11 protein-coding genes and 1 pseudogene are annotated in these 15253 nt (G+C 72.3%); 7 read left to right on the top strand and 5 right to left on the bottom strand.

Annotation, left to right across the window (positions count from 1 at the left end):
* Both AB0H82_RS29335 and AB0H82_RS29330 read left to right on the top strand, forming a co-directional pair.
* Positions 1–876, top strand: coding sequence for an acyl-CoA dehydrogenase family protein (locus AB0H82_RS29335; protein ID WP_362997971.1), 876 nt, complete (start codon positions 1–3; stop codon positions 874–876).
* A gap of 464 nt (positions 877–1340) precedes the next feature.
* A pseudogene (locus AB0H82_RS29330) lies at positions 1341–1757 on the top strand (ATP-binding protein); the annotation flags it as partial.
* 592 nt (positions 1758–2349) lie between these two features.
* Here AB0H82_RS29330 and AB0H82_RS29325 read toward each other — a convergent pair.
* On the bottom strand, positions 2350–3276 hold the full coding sequence (locus AB0H82_RS29325; RefSeq protein WP_362997969.1) for a cyclase family protein: 927 nt from the start codon (positions 3274–3276) through the stop codon (positions 2350–2352).
* A gap of 83 nt (positions 3277–3359) precedes the next feature.
* On the opposite strand from AB0H82_RS29325, the gene AB0H82_RS29320 reads away from it, so the two are divergent.
* The 4 genes from AB0H82_RS29320 (at position 3360) to AB0H82_RS29305 (ending at position 8826) form a co-directional block, all read left to right on the top strand.
* Positions 3360–4271 (top strand): SDR family NAD(P)-dependent oxidoreductase, encoded by a 912-nt coding sequence (locus AB0H82_RS29320; protein ID WP_362997967.1) that lies wholly within the window; start codon positions 3360–3362, stop codon positions 4269–4271.
* A 12-nt stretch (positions 4272–4283) separates the two neighbouring features.
* Positions 4284–5519, top strand: a complete 1236-nt coding sequence (locus AB0H82_RS29315; RefSeq protein WP_362997965.1) for an acyl-CoA dehydrogenase family protein — start codon at positions 4284–4286, stop codon at positions 5517–5519.
* A 12-nt stretch (positions 5520–5531) separates the two neighbouring features.
* Positions 5532–6581 (top strand): Zn-dependent alcohol dehydrogenase, encoded by a 1050-nt coding sequence (locus AB0H82_RS29310; RefSeq protein ID WP_362997963.1) that lies wholly within the window; start codon positions 5532–5534, stop codon positions 6579–6581.
* Between the two features lie 1075 nt (positions 6582–7656).
* On the top strand, positions 7657–8826 hold the full coding sequence (locus AB0H82_RS29305; RefSeq protein ID WP_362997961.1) for an MFS transporter: 1170 nt from the start codon (positions 7657–7659) through the stop codon (positions 8824–8826).
* On the opposite strand, the gene AB0H82_RS29300 is transcribed toward AB0H82_RS29305, so the two are convergent.
* Positions 8758–9747 (bottom strand): helix-turn-helix domain-containing protein, encoded by a 990-nt coding sequence (locus AB0H82_RS29300; protein ID WP_362997959.1) that lies wholly within the window; start codon positions 9745–9747, stop codon positions 8758–8760. The two genes, AB0H82_RS29305 and AB0H82_RS29300, sit on opposite strands and share 69 nt — an antisense overlap.
* Positions 9748–9818: 71 nt before the next feature.
* Here AB0H82_RS29300 and AB0H82_RS29295 point away from each other — a divergent pair, with 71 nt between their 5' ends.
* Positions 9819–11132 (top strand): MFS transporter, encoded by a 1314-nt coding sequence (locus AB0H82_RS29295; RefSeq protein ID WP_362997957.1) that lies wholly within the window; start codon positions 9819–9821, stop codon positions 11130–11132.
* Between the two features lie 22 nt (positions 11133–11154).
* Here the strand turns inward: AB0H82_RS29295 and AB0H82_RS29290 are convergent, their stop codons facing one another.
* The 3 genes from AB0H82_RS29290 to AB0H82_RS29280 all read right to left on the bottom strand — a co-directional run bounded on the left by AB0H82_RS29290 (position 11155) and on the right by AB0H82_RS29280 (position 14939).
* Positions 11155–11781, bottom strand: a complete 627-nt coding sequence (locus tag AB0H82_RS29290; protein ID WP_362997955.1) for a flavin reductase family protein — start codon at positions 11779–11781, stop codon at positions 11155–11157.
* Between the two features lie 43 nt (positions 11782–11824).
* Entirely contained in the window at positions 11825–12646 is an 822-nt protein-coding gene (locus AB0H82_RS29285; protein WP_362997953.1) for an enoyl-CoA hydratase-related protein, read from the bottom strand.
* Positions 12647–12713: 67 nt separating this feature from the next.
* The gene (locus AB0H82_RS29280; protein WP_362997951.1) at positions 12714–14939 is read right to left on the bottom strand and encodes an acetate--CoA ligase family protein; all 2226 of its coding nucleotides are present in this window, start codon (positions 14937–14939) and stop codon (positions 12714–12716) included.
* Positions 14940–15253: the final 314 nt, after the last annotated feature.

Genomic DNA, 15253 nt, shown 5'->3' with positions numbered 1-15253 from the left:
ATGGACTTCCAACTGACCGATGACCAGCGGGCTTTGCGGGACGGCATGCGGCAGCTGCTGCACGGACGGTTCGCCCTGCGGGACGCCACGGACCGCCTGGACCGCGAGCTCTGGCGCGAACTGGGAAAGGCCGGCTTCTTCTCGCTCGCGCTGCCCGAGGCGGCGGGCGGGGTCGGACTCGGGCTCCCGGAGGCCGTGTTGGTCTTCGAGGAGGCGGGGCGCGTGCTGCTGCCGGGGCCCGCGGTGGCGTCGTTCCTCGCGGCGGGCGTCGTGCCGGGCGCCGCGACGGGGGAGACCGTCGTGACCGAGGTCGACGGCTCCCTGGTGCCGTGGCTGGCCGAGGCGGACGTGGTGCGGGGCGACGCCACCGGCGCCGTACCCCTGCGGTCCGTCGACCCGCTGACGCCGCTGCACCGGGTGCCGGTGCCGACCGCCGGACACCCCGCCGCCCGGGCAGCCCAGGAAGCACGCGAAGCCCCGGCAGTCCTCCTCTACGCGGCCGAGCAACTGGGCAGCGCAACCCGCAGCTGCGAGACGGCCGTCCAACACGCCCGGCGGCGCGAACAGTTCGGCCGGCCGATCGGCGCGTTCCAGGCGGTGAAACACCTCTGCGCGCAGATGCTCGTACGCGCCGAGCTGGCCCGCGGCGCCGTGTACGCGGCGGCCGTGACCGGCGACGCGCTCGACGCCACGGCCGCCAAGCTGCTCGCCGACGACGCGGCCGTGCGCAACGCGCGCGACTGCCTCCAGGTGCACGGCGGCATGGGCTTCACCTGGGAGTCCGAGGTACATCTGCACCTCAAGCGGGCCTGGGTGCGGGCCGAGCTGGGCCGGTCGGCGCGGGACGCCGAGGAGGAGCTGGCCGCGGCGCTCTGAGGTGTGCGGAGGTGCAACGCCACCATTGGTCTGCCCAATATCGGCCGCTTTGTCACGGTCTTTCGCGGGGTGAGGCCCGCCCGCGCGAAGACTACTCAGCGTCGATATCGGGTTGTGTCCTACGGGAGACTCGTCACGGCATGGAGTCGGTGTCCGGCTCGGGTACCTTGTGTGAGATGCGAGTGGTTCAGAGGCCGAGCCATGCCGGTGCTGCCCATGGGGCGGCCCCGGACCCGGCAATGCGCGCCGCTCGCAGGACAGGGCGGGGTTATGCCGCTGTCTGTTCGACCCCCCGCGGCGCGCGTCGCACAGTATGCAGCACGCGTACTCCTTCGCGCTGGAATATGCCCGAAGCGCTTGTTGGGGTGACTGAACGTCAATCATGCTGTCTCCCAAGGGGATCACGTTCGGTGACCCTGTGGAGTCGCGAGGCGATGTGTCCGCCGGTTCGGATGGTGTGAGCGGTGCAGGTGCTTCAAGTTCAGCTGGAGGTCGGGGCCGACCCCGCGGAAGTGGGGCGGGCCAGGCGTTGGGCCCGTTCCCGACTGGCGGGCTCCGGGATAGAAGCCGATGAGCCGGTTGCCGAGACCCTGATCCTGTTGATCTCGGAGCTCGTGACCAACGCCGTGGTGCACACCGGGTGTCCGGCCGTGCTGCGGATGCTCCTCCCCGGCCCCCCGGCCGGCGCGGCCGACGCGGGCGAAGGCGCGGGGACGGTCCGGGTCGAGGTGGTGGACAGGAGCGCACGGCCGCCCGCACAGCGGCACGCGCACGGCGACGACACCAACGGCCGCGGCCTGGAGCTCGTCGACGGCCTCGCGGACCGCTGGGGCTGGCGGCCGGAGGGCACGGGCAAGAGCATCTGGTGCGAGGTGGACCGGTGCGAGCCCGGTGTCGCGGCGGTCGCGTTCGAGGGAACGACCCATGACGCGGCGGCCTACGACGCGGCGGCCTACGACACCTCGGTCTGCGACGCGGCGTCCTGTGATGCCGTGGCCTACGACGCGACGGTCTGTGACGTCACGGCCCACGGCGTGGCGCCTCACGGCGTGACGGCGTGTGACGGAGCGGGCGCCGTCTACGGCAGGACGGTCTACAACCGGGCGGCTTACGGCGACGTCGATGTCGCCTACGAAACGGTCTGAGAGCCCCCTGTGCGCCGCCGTATGCCACGGTGCGCGCACCCGTGCGCGGGTGTGACAAAAGGGGCATAAGTCACCAATTACCGGAAGGGTGTTGACGTGACGTGTCCGATTGATCACGCTTGTGTGCAGCGATTCGCTGCGAGGGGACGTCGAGGGTGCCCGGTGACGGAGATCCTTGACGAAGTGTGGGTCGCGCGTTCGGCGTCAGTCCCTTCGTGGCCGCGCAGGTGCACAGGACGGGACCGAGTGCCGGAACCGGACGGCGGCGTGCGCGGCGGCGCGCTCGGGGCGGAAGCCGCCGCGCCGCCGTCCGGTGCGAAAGTGGCGTTCACAGCACGGCGACCGGCGCCACCGGTGTGCCCGTCCCGCCGACGAACGGCTCGGGCATCGCGGAGAGCAGGAAGGTGTAGCGGGAAGCTTGTGCACAGGCTGTGGACAAGTTCTCCAGATTCCAGTTCTGGCCCTGCAGCATCCCCATCTCGACCAGGTGGAGCGCGTGCACGGGCAGCCACAGGTTCTCGACCTCCGGCGGGAAGATCTCGAAGGTGAGGGTGTCGTTCGCGACCGCCGCCACGTCCCGCGCGTGGAACCACTCGGGCGTACGCAGCGAGAGACCCGGTGACGGATATCCGTACGCGTGCTTGTCGCCCGCGAGACAGACCTGGATCTGCCCCGTGCGCACGAGCACGATGTCGCCCGCGCCGACCGTGACGCCCCCGAACTCCGCGGCCTCGTCCAGGTCTTCCGGGGTGACGGCATGGTCACCGGGCAGCCGGTCGAGGCCCTTGGCGCGCGCGACGTCGAGCAGGACGCCGCGCGAGACGACGTGCGGGACCTTGTCGATGCCGCTGAACCGGGCCCGCGTGTGGGCGGTGATGCTGTCCGCGGGGCGCCCGTTGTAGATCCGCCCCGAGTGTGACGCGTGGGTGAGGGCGTCCCAGTGGGTGGCCGCCTGCAGGCCCATCGTCACCGCGTCGTCGCTGGTGGCGACCGTGCCGGGGCCGAACAGCTCCTGGTTGATCTGCACCATGGTGTGCAGGGGGTTGACCCGGCCCGGGATCAGGCCCGTCTGCACGCCGTCTTCCTTGAGCGGGAGCGCGAGCGGGACGCGGTGGCCGGAGCGGATCTCGGCGGCGGCCGCGCGGACGACCTCGTCGGTGACGAGGTTGAGGGTGCCGAGCTCGTCGTCGGCGCCCCAGCGGCCCCAGTTGTTGACGCGCTTGGCGATGTCGTGGAACTCCGGGGGCAGTGACACGGTCCCTCCCTGGGTCTTGTCTTCCGCCGTCCGACGGGCCATAGAATCTAACGGTCCGTCAGAAACCGCGGGAAGGGGCCGGCGTGGGGAACTTCTTGGCAGGCAAGGTGGTGGCCGTGACCGGCGCCGGGCGCGGTATCGGCAGGGCCGTCGCGCTCGCCGCCGCGGCCGAGGGGGCGAAGGTCGTCGTGAACGACTACGGCGTCTCCATGGAAGGCGCCGAGCCGACCAGCGCGGTGGCCGACGCGGTCGTCAAGGAGATCGAGGCGGCCGGCGGGGACGCCGTCGCCGTCGCCGACGACATCTCGACCATGGCCGGGGGACAGCGGATCGTCGACGTCGCGCTCGCCGAGTACGGGCGCGTCGACGGAGTGGTGTGCGTCGCCGGGATCCTGCGCGAACGGATGCTGTTCAACATGTCCGAGGAGGAGTGGGACCCGGTCGTCGCCACCCATTTGAAGGGCACCTTCACCGTCTTCCGCGCCGCGTCGGCGGTGATGCGGAAGCAGGGCTCCGGCACCTTGATCGGCTTCACCAGCGGCAACCACCAGGGGTCCGTCGCACAGGCCAACTACAGCGCCGCGAAAGGCGGAATCATCTCGCTGGTGCGGAGTGCCGCGCTGGGGCTGCACAAGTACGGGGTGACGGCCAACGCGGTCGCGCCCGTCGCGCGGACGCGGATGTCCGCGAACGTACCGATGGAGCTGACGGAGATCGGCGAGCCGGAGGACGTCGCCGCGCTGGTCGTCTACCTGCTGAGCGACCGGGCGCGCGAGGAGGAGATCACCGGGCAGGTCTACACGATCGCCGGGCCCAAGATCGCCGTATGGGCACAGCCGCGTGAGCTGCGCGCCGGGTACGCCGAAGGGGCGTGGACCCCGGAGAGGATCGCGGACTTCCTGCCGGGGACGGTGGGCACCGACCCGATGCCGATGCTGGAGCGGCTGGAAGCGATGGCGAAGGCGGCGGCCGGCAAGAAACGTCCGAACGCGTAGGCGGGCGGGGCTGTGGATTTCGGGTTCGGGCCCGAGGACGAGGAGTTCCGCGCGGAGGCGCGGGCCTGGCTCGCGGAGCACCTGACCGGCGAGTTCGCCGCCGTGGTGGGGCGGGGCGGACCCGGCAGCGAGCACGAGGACGGGGCGGTGCGGCGCGCCTGGGAGCGGGAGCTGGGGAAGGGGGGATGGATCGGGCTGGGGTGGGGGCCGACTTCGTACGGCAATCGGGAAGCCACGCTGACCCAGCAGGTCGTCTGGGCCGAGGAGTACGCGCGGGCCGGGGCGCCCGGACGGTACGGGCACATCGGGGAGAACCTGCTCGCGCCGACGCTCCTGGCGTACGGGAGCCGGGAGCAGCGGGACGAGTTCTTGCCCGCGATCGCCCGGGGCGAGGCGCTGTGGTGCCAGGGGTACAGCGAGCCCGGGGCCGGGTCCGACCTGGCGGGTGTGCGGACGCGGGCGGTGCGGGACGGGCCGGGGTACCGGATCAGCGGGCAGAAGATCTGGACGTCGCTGGCGCGGGAGGCCGACTGGTGCTTCGTGCTGGCGCGGACGGAGGAGGGCTCCCGGGGGCACCACGGCCTGTCGTTCCTGCTCGTACCGATGGACCAGCCGGGGCGCGTCGAGGTGCGGCCCATCCGGCAGCTGACCGGCACGAGTGAGTTCAACGAAGTCTTCTTCGACGGGGCACGCGCGCGTGCCGCCCATGTGGTCGGCGGTGCGGGTGACGGGTGGCGGGTCGCCATGGGGCTGCTCGGGTTCGAGCGGGGCGTGTCCACGCTCGTGCAGCAGATCGGGTTCGCGGAGGAGCTGGCGGGGGTGGTGCGGGAGGCCGTGGGCTCCGGGGCGGCGGGGGACCCGGTGGTGCGGGAGCGGATCGTGCGGCAGTGGGCGGAGTTGCGGGTGATGCGGTGGAACGCGTTGCGGACGCTGGGGGGTGGGGGCAGGGCTGGCCCGGGGGGTGCGGGCGCGGGGAGTGCGGGCGCGGGGGCGCCGAGTGTGGCCAAGTTGCTGTGGGGGCGGTGGCATCAGCGGCTCGGGGAGCTCGCGATGGAGGTGCGGGGGGCTGGTGCCGCCGTGGGGCCGCGGGACTGGTCACCGGACGCGCCGTACGAACTCGACGCCGTGCAGCGGCTCTTCCTCTTCAGCAGGGCCGACACCATCTACGGCGGGTCCGACGAGGTGCAGCGGAACATCATCGCCGAGCGCGTGCTCGGTCTGCCGAGAGAGGCCAGGGGGCCTCGGTGAGGGGTGTGCGTGATGAGGGGTGTTGTCTTCGACGGGACGCGGGCCGAGGTCGTCGACGACCTGGAGATACGCGCGCCGGGGCCCGGGGAGGTCCTCGTCGGGGTGGCCGCGGCGGGGCTGTGCCACAGCGACCTCTCGGTGATCGACGGGACCATTCCGTTTCCGTCGCCGGTGGTGCTCGGGCATGAAGGGGCGGGGGTCGTGGAGGCGGTGGGGGCGGGGGTGGCTCATGTGGCGCCCGGGGACCATGTGGCTCTCTCCACGATCGCCAACTGTGGGACCTGCGGGGAGTGTCACCGGGGGCGGCCGACGATGTGCCGGCGGGCCATCGGGATGCCGGAACAGCCGTTCTCCCGGGGCGGGAAGCCGGTGTACCAGTTCGCGGCGAACTCCGCCTTCGCGGAACGGACCCTCGTGAAGGCGGTGCAGGCCGTGAAGATCGCGGACGATGTGCCGCTGACGTCGGCGGCGTTGATCGGGTGCGCCGTGGTGACCGGGGTGGGCGCCGCGCTCAACCGCGCCCGGGTCGGCCGGGGGGACTCGGTGGTGGTGATCGGCGCGGGCGGGATCGGGCTCAATGTGCTGCAGGGGGCGCGGATCGCGGGAGCGGGCACGATTGTCGCGGTCGACGCGAATCCGGCGAAGGAGGGGGTGGCGCGGACGTTCGGGGCGACGCACTTCCTGCCCTCCACGGAGGGGGTCCGGGATGTGCTGCCGGACGGGGCCGACCACGCGTTCGAGTGTGTGGGGCGGGTGGAGCTGGTGCGGGAAGCGGTGGATCTGCTGGACCGGCACGGGCAGGCGGTGCTGCTCGGGATGCCGGGGGCCACGGCTGAGGCGTCCTTCGTGGTCGCGTCGATGTTCCTGGACAAGTCGATCCTGGGCTGCCGGTACGGGAGTTCGCGCCCCCAGCGCGATTTCTCCCTCTACGCGGAGCTGTACCGCAGCGGGCAGCTCCTGCTGGACGAGCTGGTGACGGCGACGTATCCGCTGGAGGACTTCGAGAAGGCGGTGGGTGATGCGGGGGCGGGGCGGGTGGCGCGGGGGGTTCTGACGTTCTGAGGGCGCGTTGTCTGGCGGGGGCGCCTTGGGCGGTCCTGTGCCTGCGGGGCGCTGTGGGCCGGGGGGGGGGCTGCGCCTGCGGCTCTGTGGGCTGAAGTCTGCGCCTGCGGGGGGCTGTGGGCCGGGGGCTGCGCCTGCGGCTCTGTGTGCTGAAGTCTGTGCCTGCGGGGCGCTGTGGGCCGGGGGCTGCGCCTGTGGGTCGCTGTGGGCTGTGGTTTGCGCCTGCGGGGCGCTGTGGGCCGGGGCTGCGCCTGCCGGTTGTCGTGGGCTGTGGTTTGCGCCGTGCGGGGTGTCGTGGGCTGGGGTCTGGGCGTGAGGGGCGTCGTGGGCGGGGGTCTGCGTCTGCGACTGCGGGTTCTTCATGGGCTGGGGTCTGCGCCTATGGCTCGTCCGTGGGGCGGGGCCGCGGGGGTATGTGCGTACTCGCTATCCCTGCGCCACGCCTCAAGTCCAAAGACGCCACAGACTCCTCAGTGCTCCGTTCGCACATACCCCCACGTCCCCTCGCGAGCGCGTGCGCCTGCGGCCCCGTGGGACTCCCATCACCTGCTCCTACTCCCGCTCAACGTCGTAGGGCAACCCGCCCCCGCCCACTCCTTCTCCCGCCGGACGTAGCGGGGCGCCCCCGTCCACCGCCCCTACTCCCACTGGACGTCGTAGGACAACCCCCGCCCCCGCTCCTTCTCCCGCTGGACGACGCGGGGTACCCCCGCCCACCCCACCCCTTCTCCCACTGGATGTCGTAGGACAACCCCCGCCCACCCACCCCTAGCTCCACTGGATGTCGTAGGACAACCCCCGCCCACCCACCCCTTCTCCCGCTGGACGTCGCGGGGCGTCCCCGCCCACCGCCCCTACTCCCGCTGGACGTTGCGGGGCAAACGGGTGGGTGGGTGGGGGACATCCGCCGCGAAGCGGCGGGCTTGGGGCTTGTGCCTCGGGGGACGTCGCGGGGGAGCCCCCGGATATTTGGAGGCGGTGGGGTGGAGGGGGTCGTTAGCTTCGGGGGATGGGGTATCGGGAGGTTGTTTCAGGGGGCGTCGCGCGGTGGGGGATTGTGGCGGTGGGGGCGCGGATGCCCGTGGCGGCCGCGCCCCTCGCCCTCGTGTTCCTCGTGCGGGAGCGTCCCGGCGGCTATGTACTGGGCGCGGTGCTCGCCGCGGCGTACGTCGTGGGAGAGATCATCGGCGCCCCGCTGCTCGGGATGCGGATACGGGCGGAGAGAGCGCGCCCGCAGCTGGCTGTGGGACTCGGCGTGGGGGCCCTCGCCTTCGTGGGGCTGGGTGCCCTGCCGGGCGCGCACCCCGTCGTGCTGGGCGGGCTTGCCTTCCTCGCGGGTGCCGGGCCCGCCGCCGCGCCGGGCGGCCTGCGCGCGCTGCTGACCGGCCTCGTGCCGGCGGAGGCCGTCGCCCAGGCGCTGGCGGTCGAGTCGATGCTGACCTTCGCGATCTGGGCGGTCGCGCCTGCCGCCGTCACCGGGCTCGCGCTGGGGGTCTCCGCGGTGTTGCCGCTGCTGTTGGCCGGGCTGCTGATGGCCGCGTCCGTGGCGGGGCTGTGGATGCTGCCCGCCGGGTGGGAGTCGGACGCGGACGACCGGGGCGGCGAGTCCATGGCGCGGATTCTCGTGCGGGCCTGGCCCGTCTTCGTGACGGGAGCGGCCAGCCTGTCGATGCTCGCTCTCGCGGAGCTGGTGCTGCCCGCGCTGTTGGAGCAGCGGGGCATCGGTGTGGGGTGGGCCGGTCCGCTGCTCGCGGGGCTCGCGGTGGGGTCGGCCTGCGGGTCGTTCGTGTACGGGCTGCGGCGGTGGCCGGGGCGGCTGCGGACGCAGAGCATGGTGTTGATGTTCGGTCTCTGCGGGTGTCTGGGGCTTGTCGCCGTGGTACCGGGGGTCGGATGGATGTTCGGCGTGCTCGGGGTGGCCGGGGTGTTGCAGGCCGGGGCCATGCTCACCCGGAACCTCTCGCTGCGCGAGCTGCTGCCGCCCAGCGCCCTCGCCGCGGGCTACTCGGTGATGTACGCGGCCGTGGGCGCCGGATACGCCGCGAGTGGCTCGTTGGCCGGGGGGCTGCTGAGTGTCGTCTCGCCGTCGACGGCGATTCTGGCGGGGGTGGCGCTCGGTGTCGTACTGACCGTGGTCGGGGTGCTGGGGGAGGCGAAGCCTCTGGAGGGTGGGAGTTCAGGCGGCGGGGACGTCGCGGAACGTGCGGCGGTATGCGGTGGGGGTGACTCCGAGGGCGGATTGTAGGTGCTGGCGCATCGACTGGGCCGTGCCGAACCCCGCGTCCCGCGCCACCTGGTCGACGGAGAGCTCGGTGGATTCCAGGAGGTGGCGCGCCCGTTCCACGCGCTGCTGCGTCAGCCACTGGCCGGGGCTGATGCCGACCTCCTCGCGGAACCGCCGGGTGAACGTGCGGACCGACATCGACTCCTGCTCCGCCATGTCGCGCAGTTGCAGCGGCTGGTCGAGGCGGCCGAGGGCCCAGGCCCGCGCGGTCCTCGTTGTCGCCAACTGCGGTTCGGGGATCGGCCGTTGGATGTACTGCGCCTGGCCGCCGTCGCGGTGGGGCGGTACGACGGTGCGGCGGGCCACCTCGTTGGCGACGGCGGTGCCGTGGTCCCGGCGTACGACATGGAGGCACAGGTCGATGCCCGAGGCCACGCCCGCCGAGGTCAGGATGTCGCCGTCGTCGATGAACAGCACGTCCGCGTCGACTTCGACCTTGGGGAAGAGCCGCTGGAAGTGGTCGGCCGACGACCAGTGCGTGGTCGCGGGGCGGCCGTCGAGGAGGCCGGCGGCGGCCAGGATGTATCCGCCCGTGCAGATGGAGACCAGCCGCGTGCCGGGTTTGATGTGGGCGAGGGCGGCGGCGAGTTCTTCGGTGAGGCGGCCCTCTTCGTAGACCGGGCCCAGTTCGTACGACGCCGGGATCACGACGGTGTCGGCGGTGGCCAGCGCCTCCGGGCCGTGTTCGACGAGGATCGAGAAGTCGGCGTCCGTGCGGATCGGGCCCGGCGGGCGGACCGAGCAGGTCGCGACGTCGTACAGGCGCCGCATCTCCGGGGTGCGCGCGCCCTTGAAGATGCGCTGCGGGATGCCCAGTTCGAAGGGGATCACGCCGTCCAGGGCGAGGACGACGACGCGGTGCCGGTCAGGCGAAGAGGGCATGGCCCGATCCTAGCGAATGCTGTCCCTCGGGCCACTCGTTCGGAGCGGACCGATTTCGGATTCTGAATGACGTGACCCAGACAACCGAGACGTCGGCACGGAACGCCCCGCCGAGCACGCCGAAGCGTCGTACTCCCCGTATCCACCGCGCGTGGTTCGTCGCCGCCGTCACCTTCGTGACGATCATCGGCGCCGCCGCGTTCCGCTCTCTGCCCGGTCTCCTCTTCGACCCGCTGAACGACGAATTCGGCTGGTCGCGCGGCACGGTCGGGCTCGCGGTCTCCCTCAACCTCGCGCTGTACGGCCTTACCGCGCCGTTCGCCGCCGCGCTCATGGACCGCTACGGCATCCGCAAGGTCGTCGCGGTCGCGCTCGTCGTGATCGCGTGCGGGTCCGGACTGACCGTGTGGATGGACTCGGCGTGGCAGCTGCTGCTCTGCTGGGGGCTGCTCGTCGGGCTCGGCTCGGGCTCGATGGCGCTCGCCTTCGCCGCCACCGTCACCAACCGGTGGTTCACCCAACGGCGCGGTCTGGTCACCGGCATCCTCACCGCGGCGTCCGCGTCGGGGCAGTTGATCTTCCTGCCGCTCCTCTCCTGGATCGTCGAGACGCACAAGTGGCGGCCCGCCACCGTGACGGTCTCCCTCGCGGCCCTGGTGGTCGTCCCCTTCGTCTGGCTGCTGCTCAGGGACCACCCGGCCGACGTCGGCCTGAAGCCCTACGGCTCGGACGAGTTCGTGCCCAAGCCCGCGCCCGTCCCGGGAGCGGCGCGGCGCGCGGTCACCGTCCTCTTCAAGGCCGCCCGCACGGGCCCCTTCTGGCTGCTCGCGGGCACCTTCGCGATCTGCGGCGCCTCGACGAACGGCCTCATCCAGACCCACTTCGTGCCCGCCGCGCACGACCACCACATGCCCGTCACGGCCGCCGCCTCCCTGCTCGCGGTCATCGGCGTCTTCGACATCATCGGGACCGTCGCGTCGGGCTGGTTCACGGACCGCTTCGACGCGCGGCGGCTACTCGCCGTCTACTACGCCCTGCGCGGCGTCTCGCTCCTCTTCCTGCCGATCCTGCTCGCGCCGACCGTCCACCCGCCGATGATCTTCTTCATCGTCTTCTACGGCCTGGACTGGGTCGCCACCGTCCCGCCGACCCTCGCCCTCTGCCGCGAGCAGTACGGCGACGACAGCGCGATCGTCTTCGGCTGGGTCCTCGCCTCGCACCAGGTGGGCGCCGCACTGGTCGCGTTCCTCGGGGGTGTGGCACGGGACGCCTTCGGGTCGTACGACGTGGTCTGGTACGCCTCCGGGGCGCTGTGTGCGGCGGCGGCGCTGATGGCGCTGGTGATCCGGCGGCGTGAGTCGGAGCCTGTGGCGGTGGCTGCCTGAGGGGTGCGCGGTCCGTGGGGCGTCAGCGGGTGAAGCGGCCGAACGTGCCCCGGTGGAACAGCAGCGGGTCGGCGTCGTCCCCGGTCGCGCCGAGGGCGTCCACCCGGCCCACGACGATGAGGTGGTCGCCGCCGGTGTGCACGGCCTGGATCGTGCAGTCCACCCAGGCCGGCGCCCCGGCCAGGCGCGGCGAACCGGAGACCGGCGCCGCGTCGTACTCCACCCCGGCGAACTTGTCGGCGCCGCTCACCGCGAAGGCGCGGCAGAGCTCGCCCTGGTCGGCGCCGAGGATGTTGACGCAGAAGACGCCCGCGCGTGCGATGCGCGGCCACGTCGTCGACGTACGCGCCACCATGAAGGAGACCAGGGGCGGGTCCAGGGAGAGGGAGGCGAAGGACTGGCAGGCGAAGCCGGCGGGACCGTCGATTCCCCCGGCGTCTTCCGCGGGCGGGGACGTGATCACCGTGACGCCCGTCGCGAAGTTCCCGAGCACGCGCCGGAACTCGCCGCGGTCGAGCGGTGCCCGCTCGTCGTCGCCGACCGCTCGCAGCTGAGGGCGGGGTAGCGCCTCGACGGGGGCCGTGGTGGTGCGGGCCCCGACCGACCTGAGGTATCGAACAGCGGTGGCCGCCATCCCTGCGTGTCCCATCACATCACCCATTGAAGCTGACGAGGTGTCAGATGGGAAGGGGTCAGCGGCCCCGGTACGACGGGGTGCGGCGGGTGACGAAGCTGGTGACGCCCTCGTTCGCGTCCGCCGTGGTCATGTTGATCTCCTGGGCCGCCGCCTCGGCCGCGAACGCCGTCGCGCGGTCCGACTCCAGGGACGCGTTGACCAGGTGCTTGGTCAGGGCGAGGGCGCGGGTCGGCCCGGCCGCGAGCCGCTGCGCCCACTCACGTGCCGTCTTCTCCAGCTCGTCGGCCGGTACGACGCGGTTGACGAGCCCCATCCGTTCGGCGTCTGCGGCGGACACGGAGTCCCCGAAGAACATCAGTTCCTTCGCCCGCTGCGGTCCGATGAGGCGGGGCAGCAGATAGGCGCCGCCGCCGTCCGGCACGAGGGCGCGGCGCACGAACACCTCGATGAATCGCGCCGGTTCGGCGGCGATGACCAGGTCACAGGCGAACGCCAGATGCGCGCCGATGCCGGCCGCCGTGCCGTTCACCGCGGCGATCACCGGCTTCTCGCAGTCGAGGACCGCCGCGATCAGCCGCTGCGCGCCCTGCCGGATGGTGCGGGCGACGTCCCCGGCCACGCGCTCGCCGGGGTCGCCGGACGACCCGCGCAGGTCGGCGCCCGCGCAGAAACCCTTGCCGGTCGCGGTGATCACCACGGCTCGCACGGCGGGGTCGTCGGAGGCCTCGCCGAGCAGCGTGATGACGCGTTCGCGCTGGTCAGGGGTGAGGGCGTTCAGGGTTTCCGGCCGGTTCAGCGTGATCCACGAGACGGCGTTGTCAGTGGTGTGCCGTATCAATGAGTCGAGGGGTTCGGCGGGTTCGGGGGAGGCTGTCATGGGGGAGTGGCTCCGTTTTGTACGGGGGCGGGTGCTGGGATGGGTGCGGGCGTGGGCACGCCGTGGGTCACCGGCAGACGGCGAGTGCGTCGAGGGCGACGGCTCCTTGCCCCCGCGGCAGCACCATCAGGGGGTTGATGTCCAGCTCCGCGATGTCGTCCCCGAGTTCGAGTGCCATGCGCTGCACCCGCAGGACGACTTCCACGAGCGCGTCGACGTCGGCGGGAGCCGCCCCCCTGACCCCGTCGAGGAGCGCGCGCCCGCGCAGCTCGGACAGCATCGCCTTCGCCTGGTCCTCCCCGAAGGGCGGCACCCGCACGGCCGCGTCCCGCAGCACCTCGACGAGTACGCCGCCGAGACCGACCGTCACGGTCGGCCCGAAGAGCGGGTCGTGCGTGACGCCGACGACCATTTCGACGCCCGGCTCGACCATCTGGCAGACGAGGACGCCGTCCAGCGGGACGTCCTCGTAGCGGGCGATGTCCGTGAGCTCCCGATAGGCGTCCCGCACCTGGCTCGCCGAGGTCAGGCCGATCTTCACCAGGCCCAGCTCGGTCTTGTGCGCGAGCTGCGGCCCCGACGCCTTCATGACGACCGGGTAGCCGACGAGTCCGGCCGCCCGGACGGCTGCCGCCGCGCTGGTCACCAGCTGCTCCCGCGGCACCCTGATGCCGTACGCGCGCAGCAGCTGCTTCGCCGCGTGCTCGCTGAGCTGCTGGCCGGGCCGCATCAGGGCCTGCGCCTTGCGGAAGGAGGGGGACGGCGTGCGCGGCGCCTCGTCGAAGGGGGAGCGGTAGCCGGTCGTGAAGCGGTGGTGGTCCAGATGCGCGCGCACCGCCGTGATGCAGTTGGCGAAGGTGCGGAAGGTGGCGACGCGGGACGAGCCGAGGAGCGTCTTGCGATAGGCGTCCTCGGTGCCGACGGGCGAGCCCCACACCACGCACACCAGCTTGTCCGTCTGCTCCGCCGCGTCCACCAGGTCCTGCGCGAGCTTGTCGCTCATCGGCGGGAAGGGGCCGGTGATCGGGCAGATCAACACCCCCACCTGCGGGTCGTCGAGGATCGCGTCGATGATCCTGCGGCCGCGCCAGTCGCCGACGGGGTGCCCGCCGTTGTCGACGGGGTTGGCGACGTTCAGGTAGTCGGGTATCCACTGGTGCAGCTCCGCCTGCTTGGCGGCGGACAGCGTGGGCAGGGAGAGGCCGGCCTCCGTCGCCAGGTCCGAGAAGTGCGCGCCCGTGCCGCCCGAGATCGAATAGACGACGACCCCGTCCGCCCGTGGCCTGCGGGCCCGCGCCAACAGGGCGGCGGTGTCCTGGAGTTCGTCGAGTCCGTCGACGCGGATCACGCCGAACTGCCGCATCGCCGCGTCCACCACCGCGTCGGTGCCGGTCAGTTTGCCGGTGTGTGAGGCGGCCGTGCGGGCGCCGGTCTCGGTGCGGCCGACCTTCACGGCGACGACGGGCACGCCGCGCCGGGCCGCCCGGTCGGCGGCGAGCAGGAAGGCGCGGCCGTCCTTGAGTCCCTCGACGTAGCAGGCGATGGCGCCGACCTCGGGCCGTTCGGCGAAGTAGGAGAGGAAGTCGGAGGTCTCCAGGTCGGCCTCGTTGCCGGTGGGCGCCCAGTGGGAGAGGCGGACGCCGAGCTCCTGCAGGGCGAAGACGGGGCGACCCTGGTGGCCGGACTGGGTGATGAGCGCGATGGCGGGTCCTTCGAGGTCTTCACGGAAGTGCTCGAAGGCGTTGAGGTTGGTGTTCGGGCCGAGCAGTCTCAGGCCCGAGCGCTGGACGGCGGCGGCGAGGCGCGCCTGGGCGGCCGCGCCCTCCTCGCCGGTCTCGGCGAACCCGGAGGCGAAGGCGACGGCGAAGCGCACTTTCTCCTCGGCGAGCTGCTCGATGACGGGCAGCGGGTCGCCGACCAGGAGGACGGCCAGGTCGACCTGTTCCGGCAGGTCCGCGACGGAAGGGAAGCAGGGGATGCCGAAGACCGACTGACGCGTGGGGTGCACCGGGTGCAGGCGCGCGCCGACGCGCTCGGCCCAGGCGATGAGCTGGCGCGTGATGCCGGTGTTGGGGCGCCCCTCGGTGTCCGAGGCGCCGACGACGGCGACGGAGTTCGGGCGGAAGAAGCGGTCCAGATCGGGTACGCCGGAGTAGAGCGGCCGCCCGCTGACGTCCAGGTCGTCCGCCGTGACGGCCCGGCCGTGGACGGCGCCGGGAGGGAGTTCGCCGCAGGCCACCACATGGGCGCGGCGGGGGTCGGTGGTGAAGGTGCCGTGAGTCGATCCAAGCATCGGTCCGCCCGCTCCTGTGTGACAGCACATACCTGGCGCCTTGCCCGGCGCCCTTTATCTGACGCCCAGTCAGGTTACTGAACTGACGCCGTGTCAGGAACGGTGCTGCACGTAAAGGCTGTGCGGGCGGTGGTGGGGCGGTTGCTTGCTCTTGTGCCTCGTCTCGTCTACGGAAGCGCAGAATCCGTGCGGTGCCAAGGTCGCGAATCGGCCTTGGGCCTCGGGCCCCGGTGGCCGGGCGCGGGCCAGGTACGGGCCAAGGGACGGACGAGGCACCGACTATGCACAGTGAGGGCTGGTGGTCATGAGTGACC

It is taken from the genome of Streptomyces sp. NPDC050732, from assembly GCF_040654255.1.
Lineage (GTDB): Bacteria > Actinomycetota > Actinomycetes > Streptomycetales > Streptomycetaceae > Streptomyces.
Note: the sequence above shows the minus strand (reverse complement) of the source record. Positions and strands in the feature narration are given on the sequence as shown.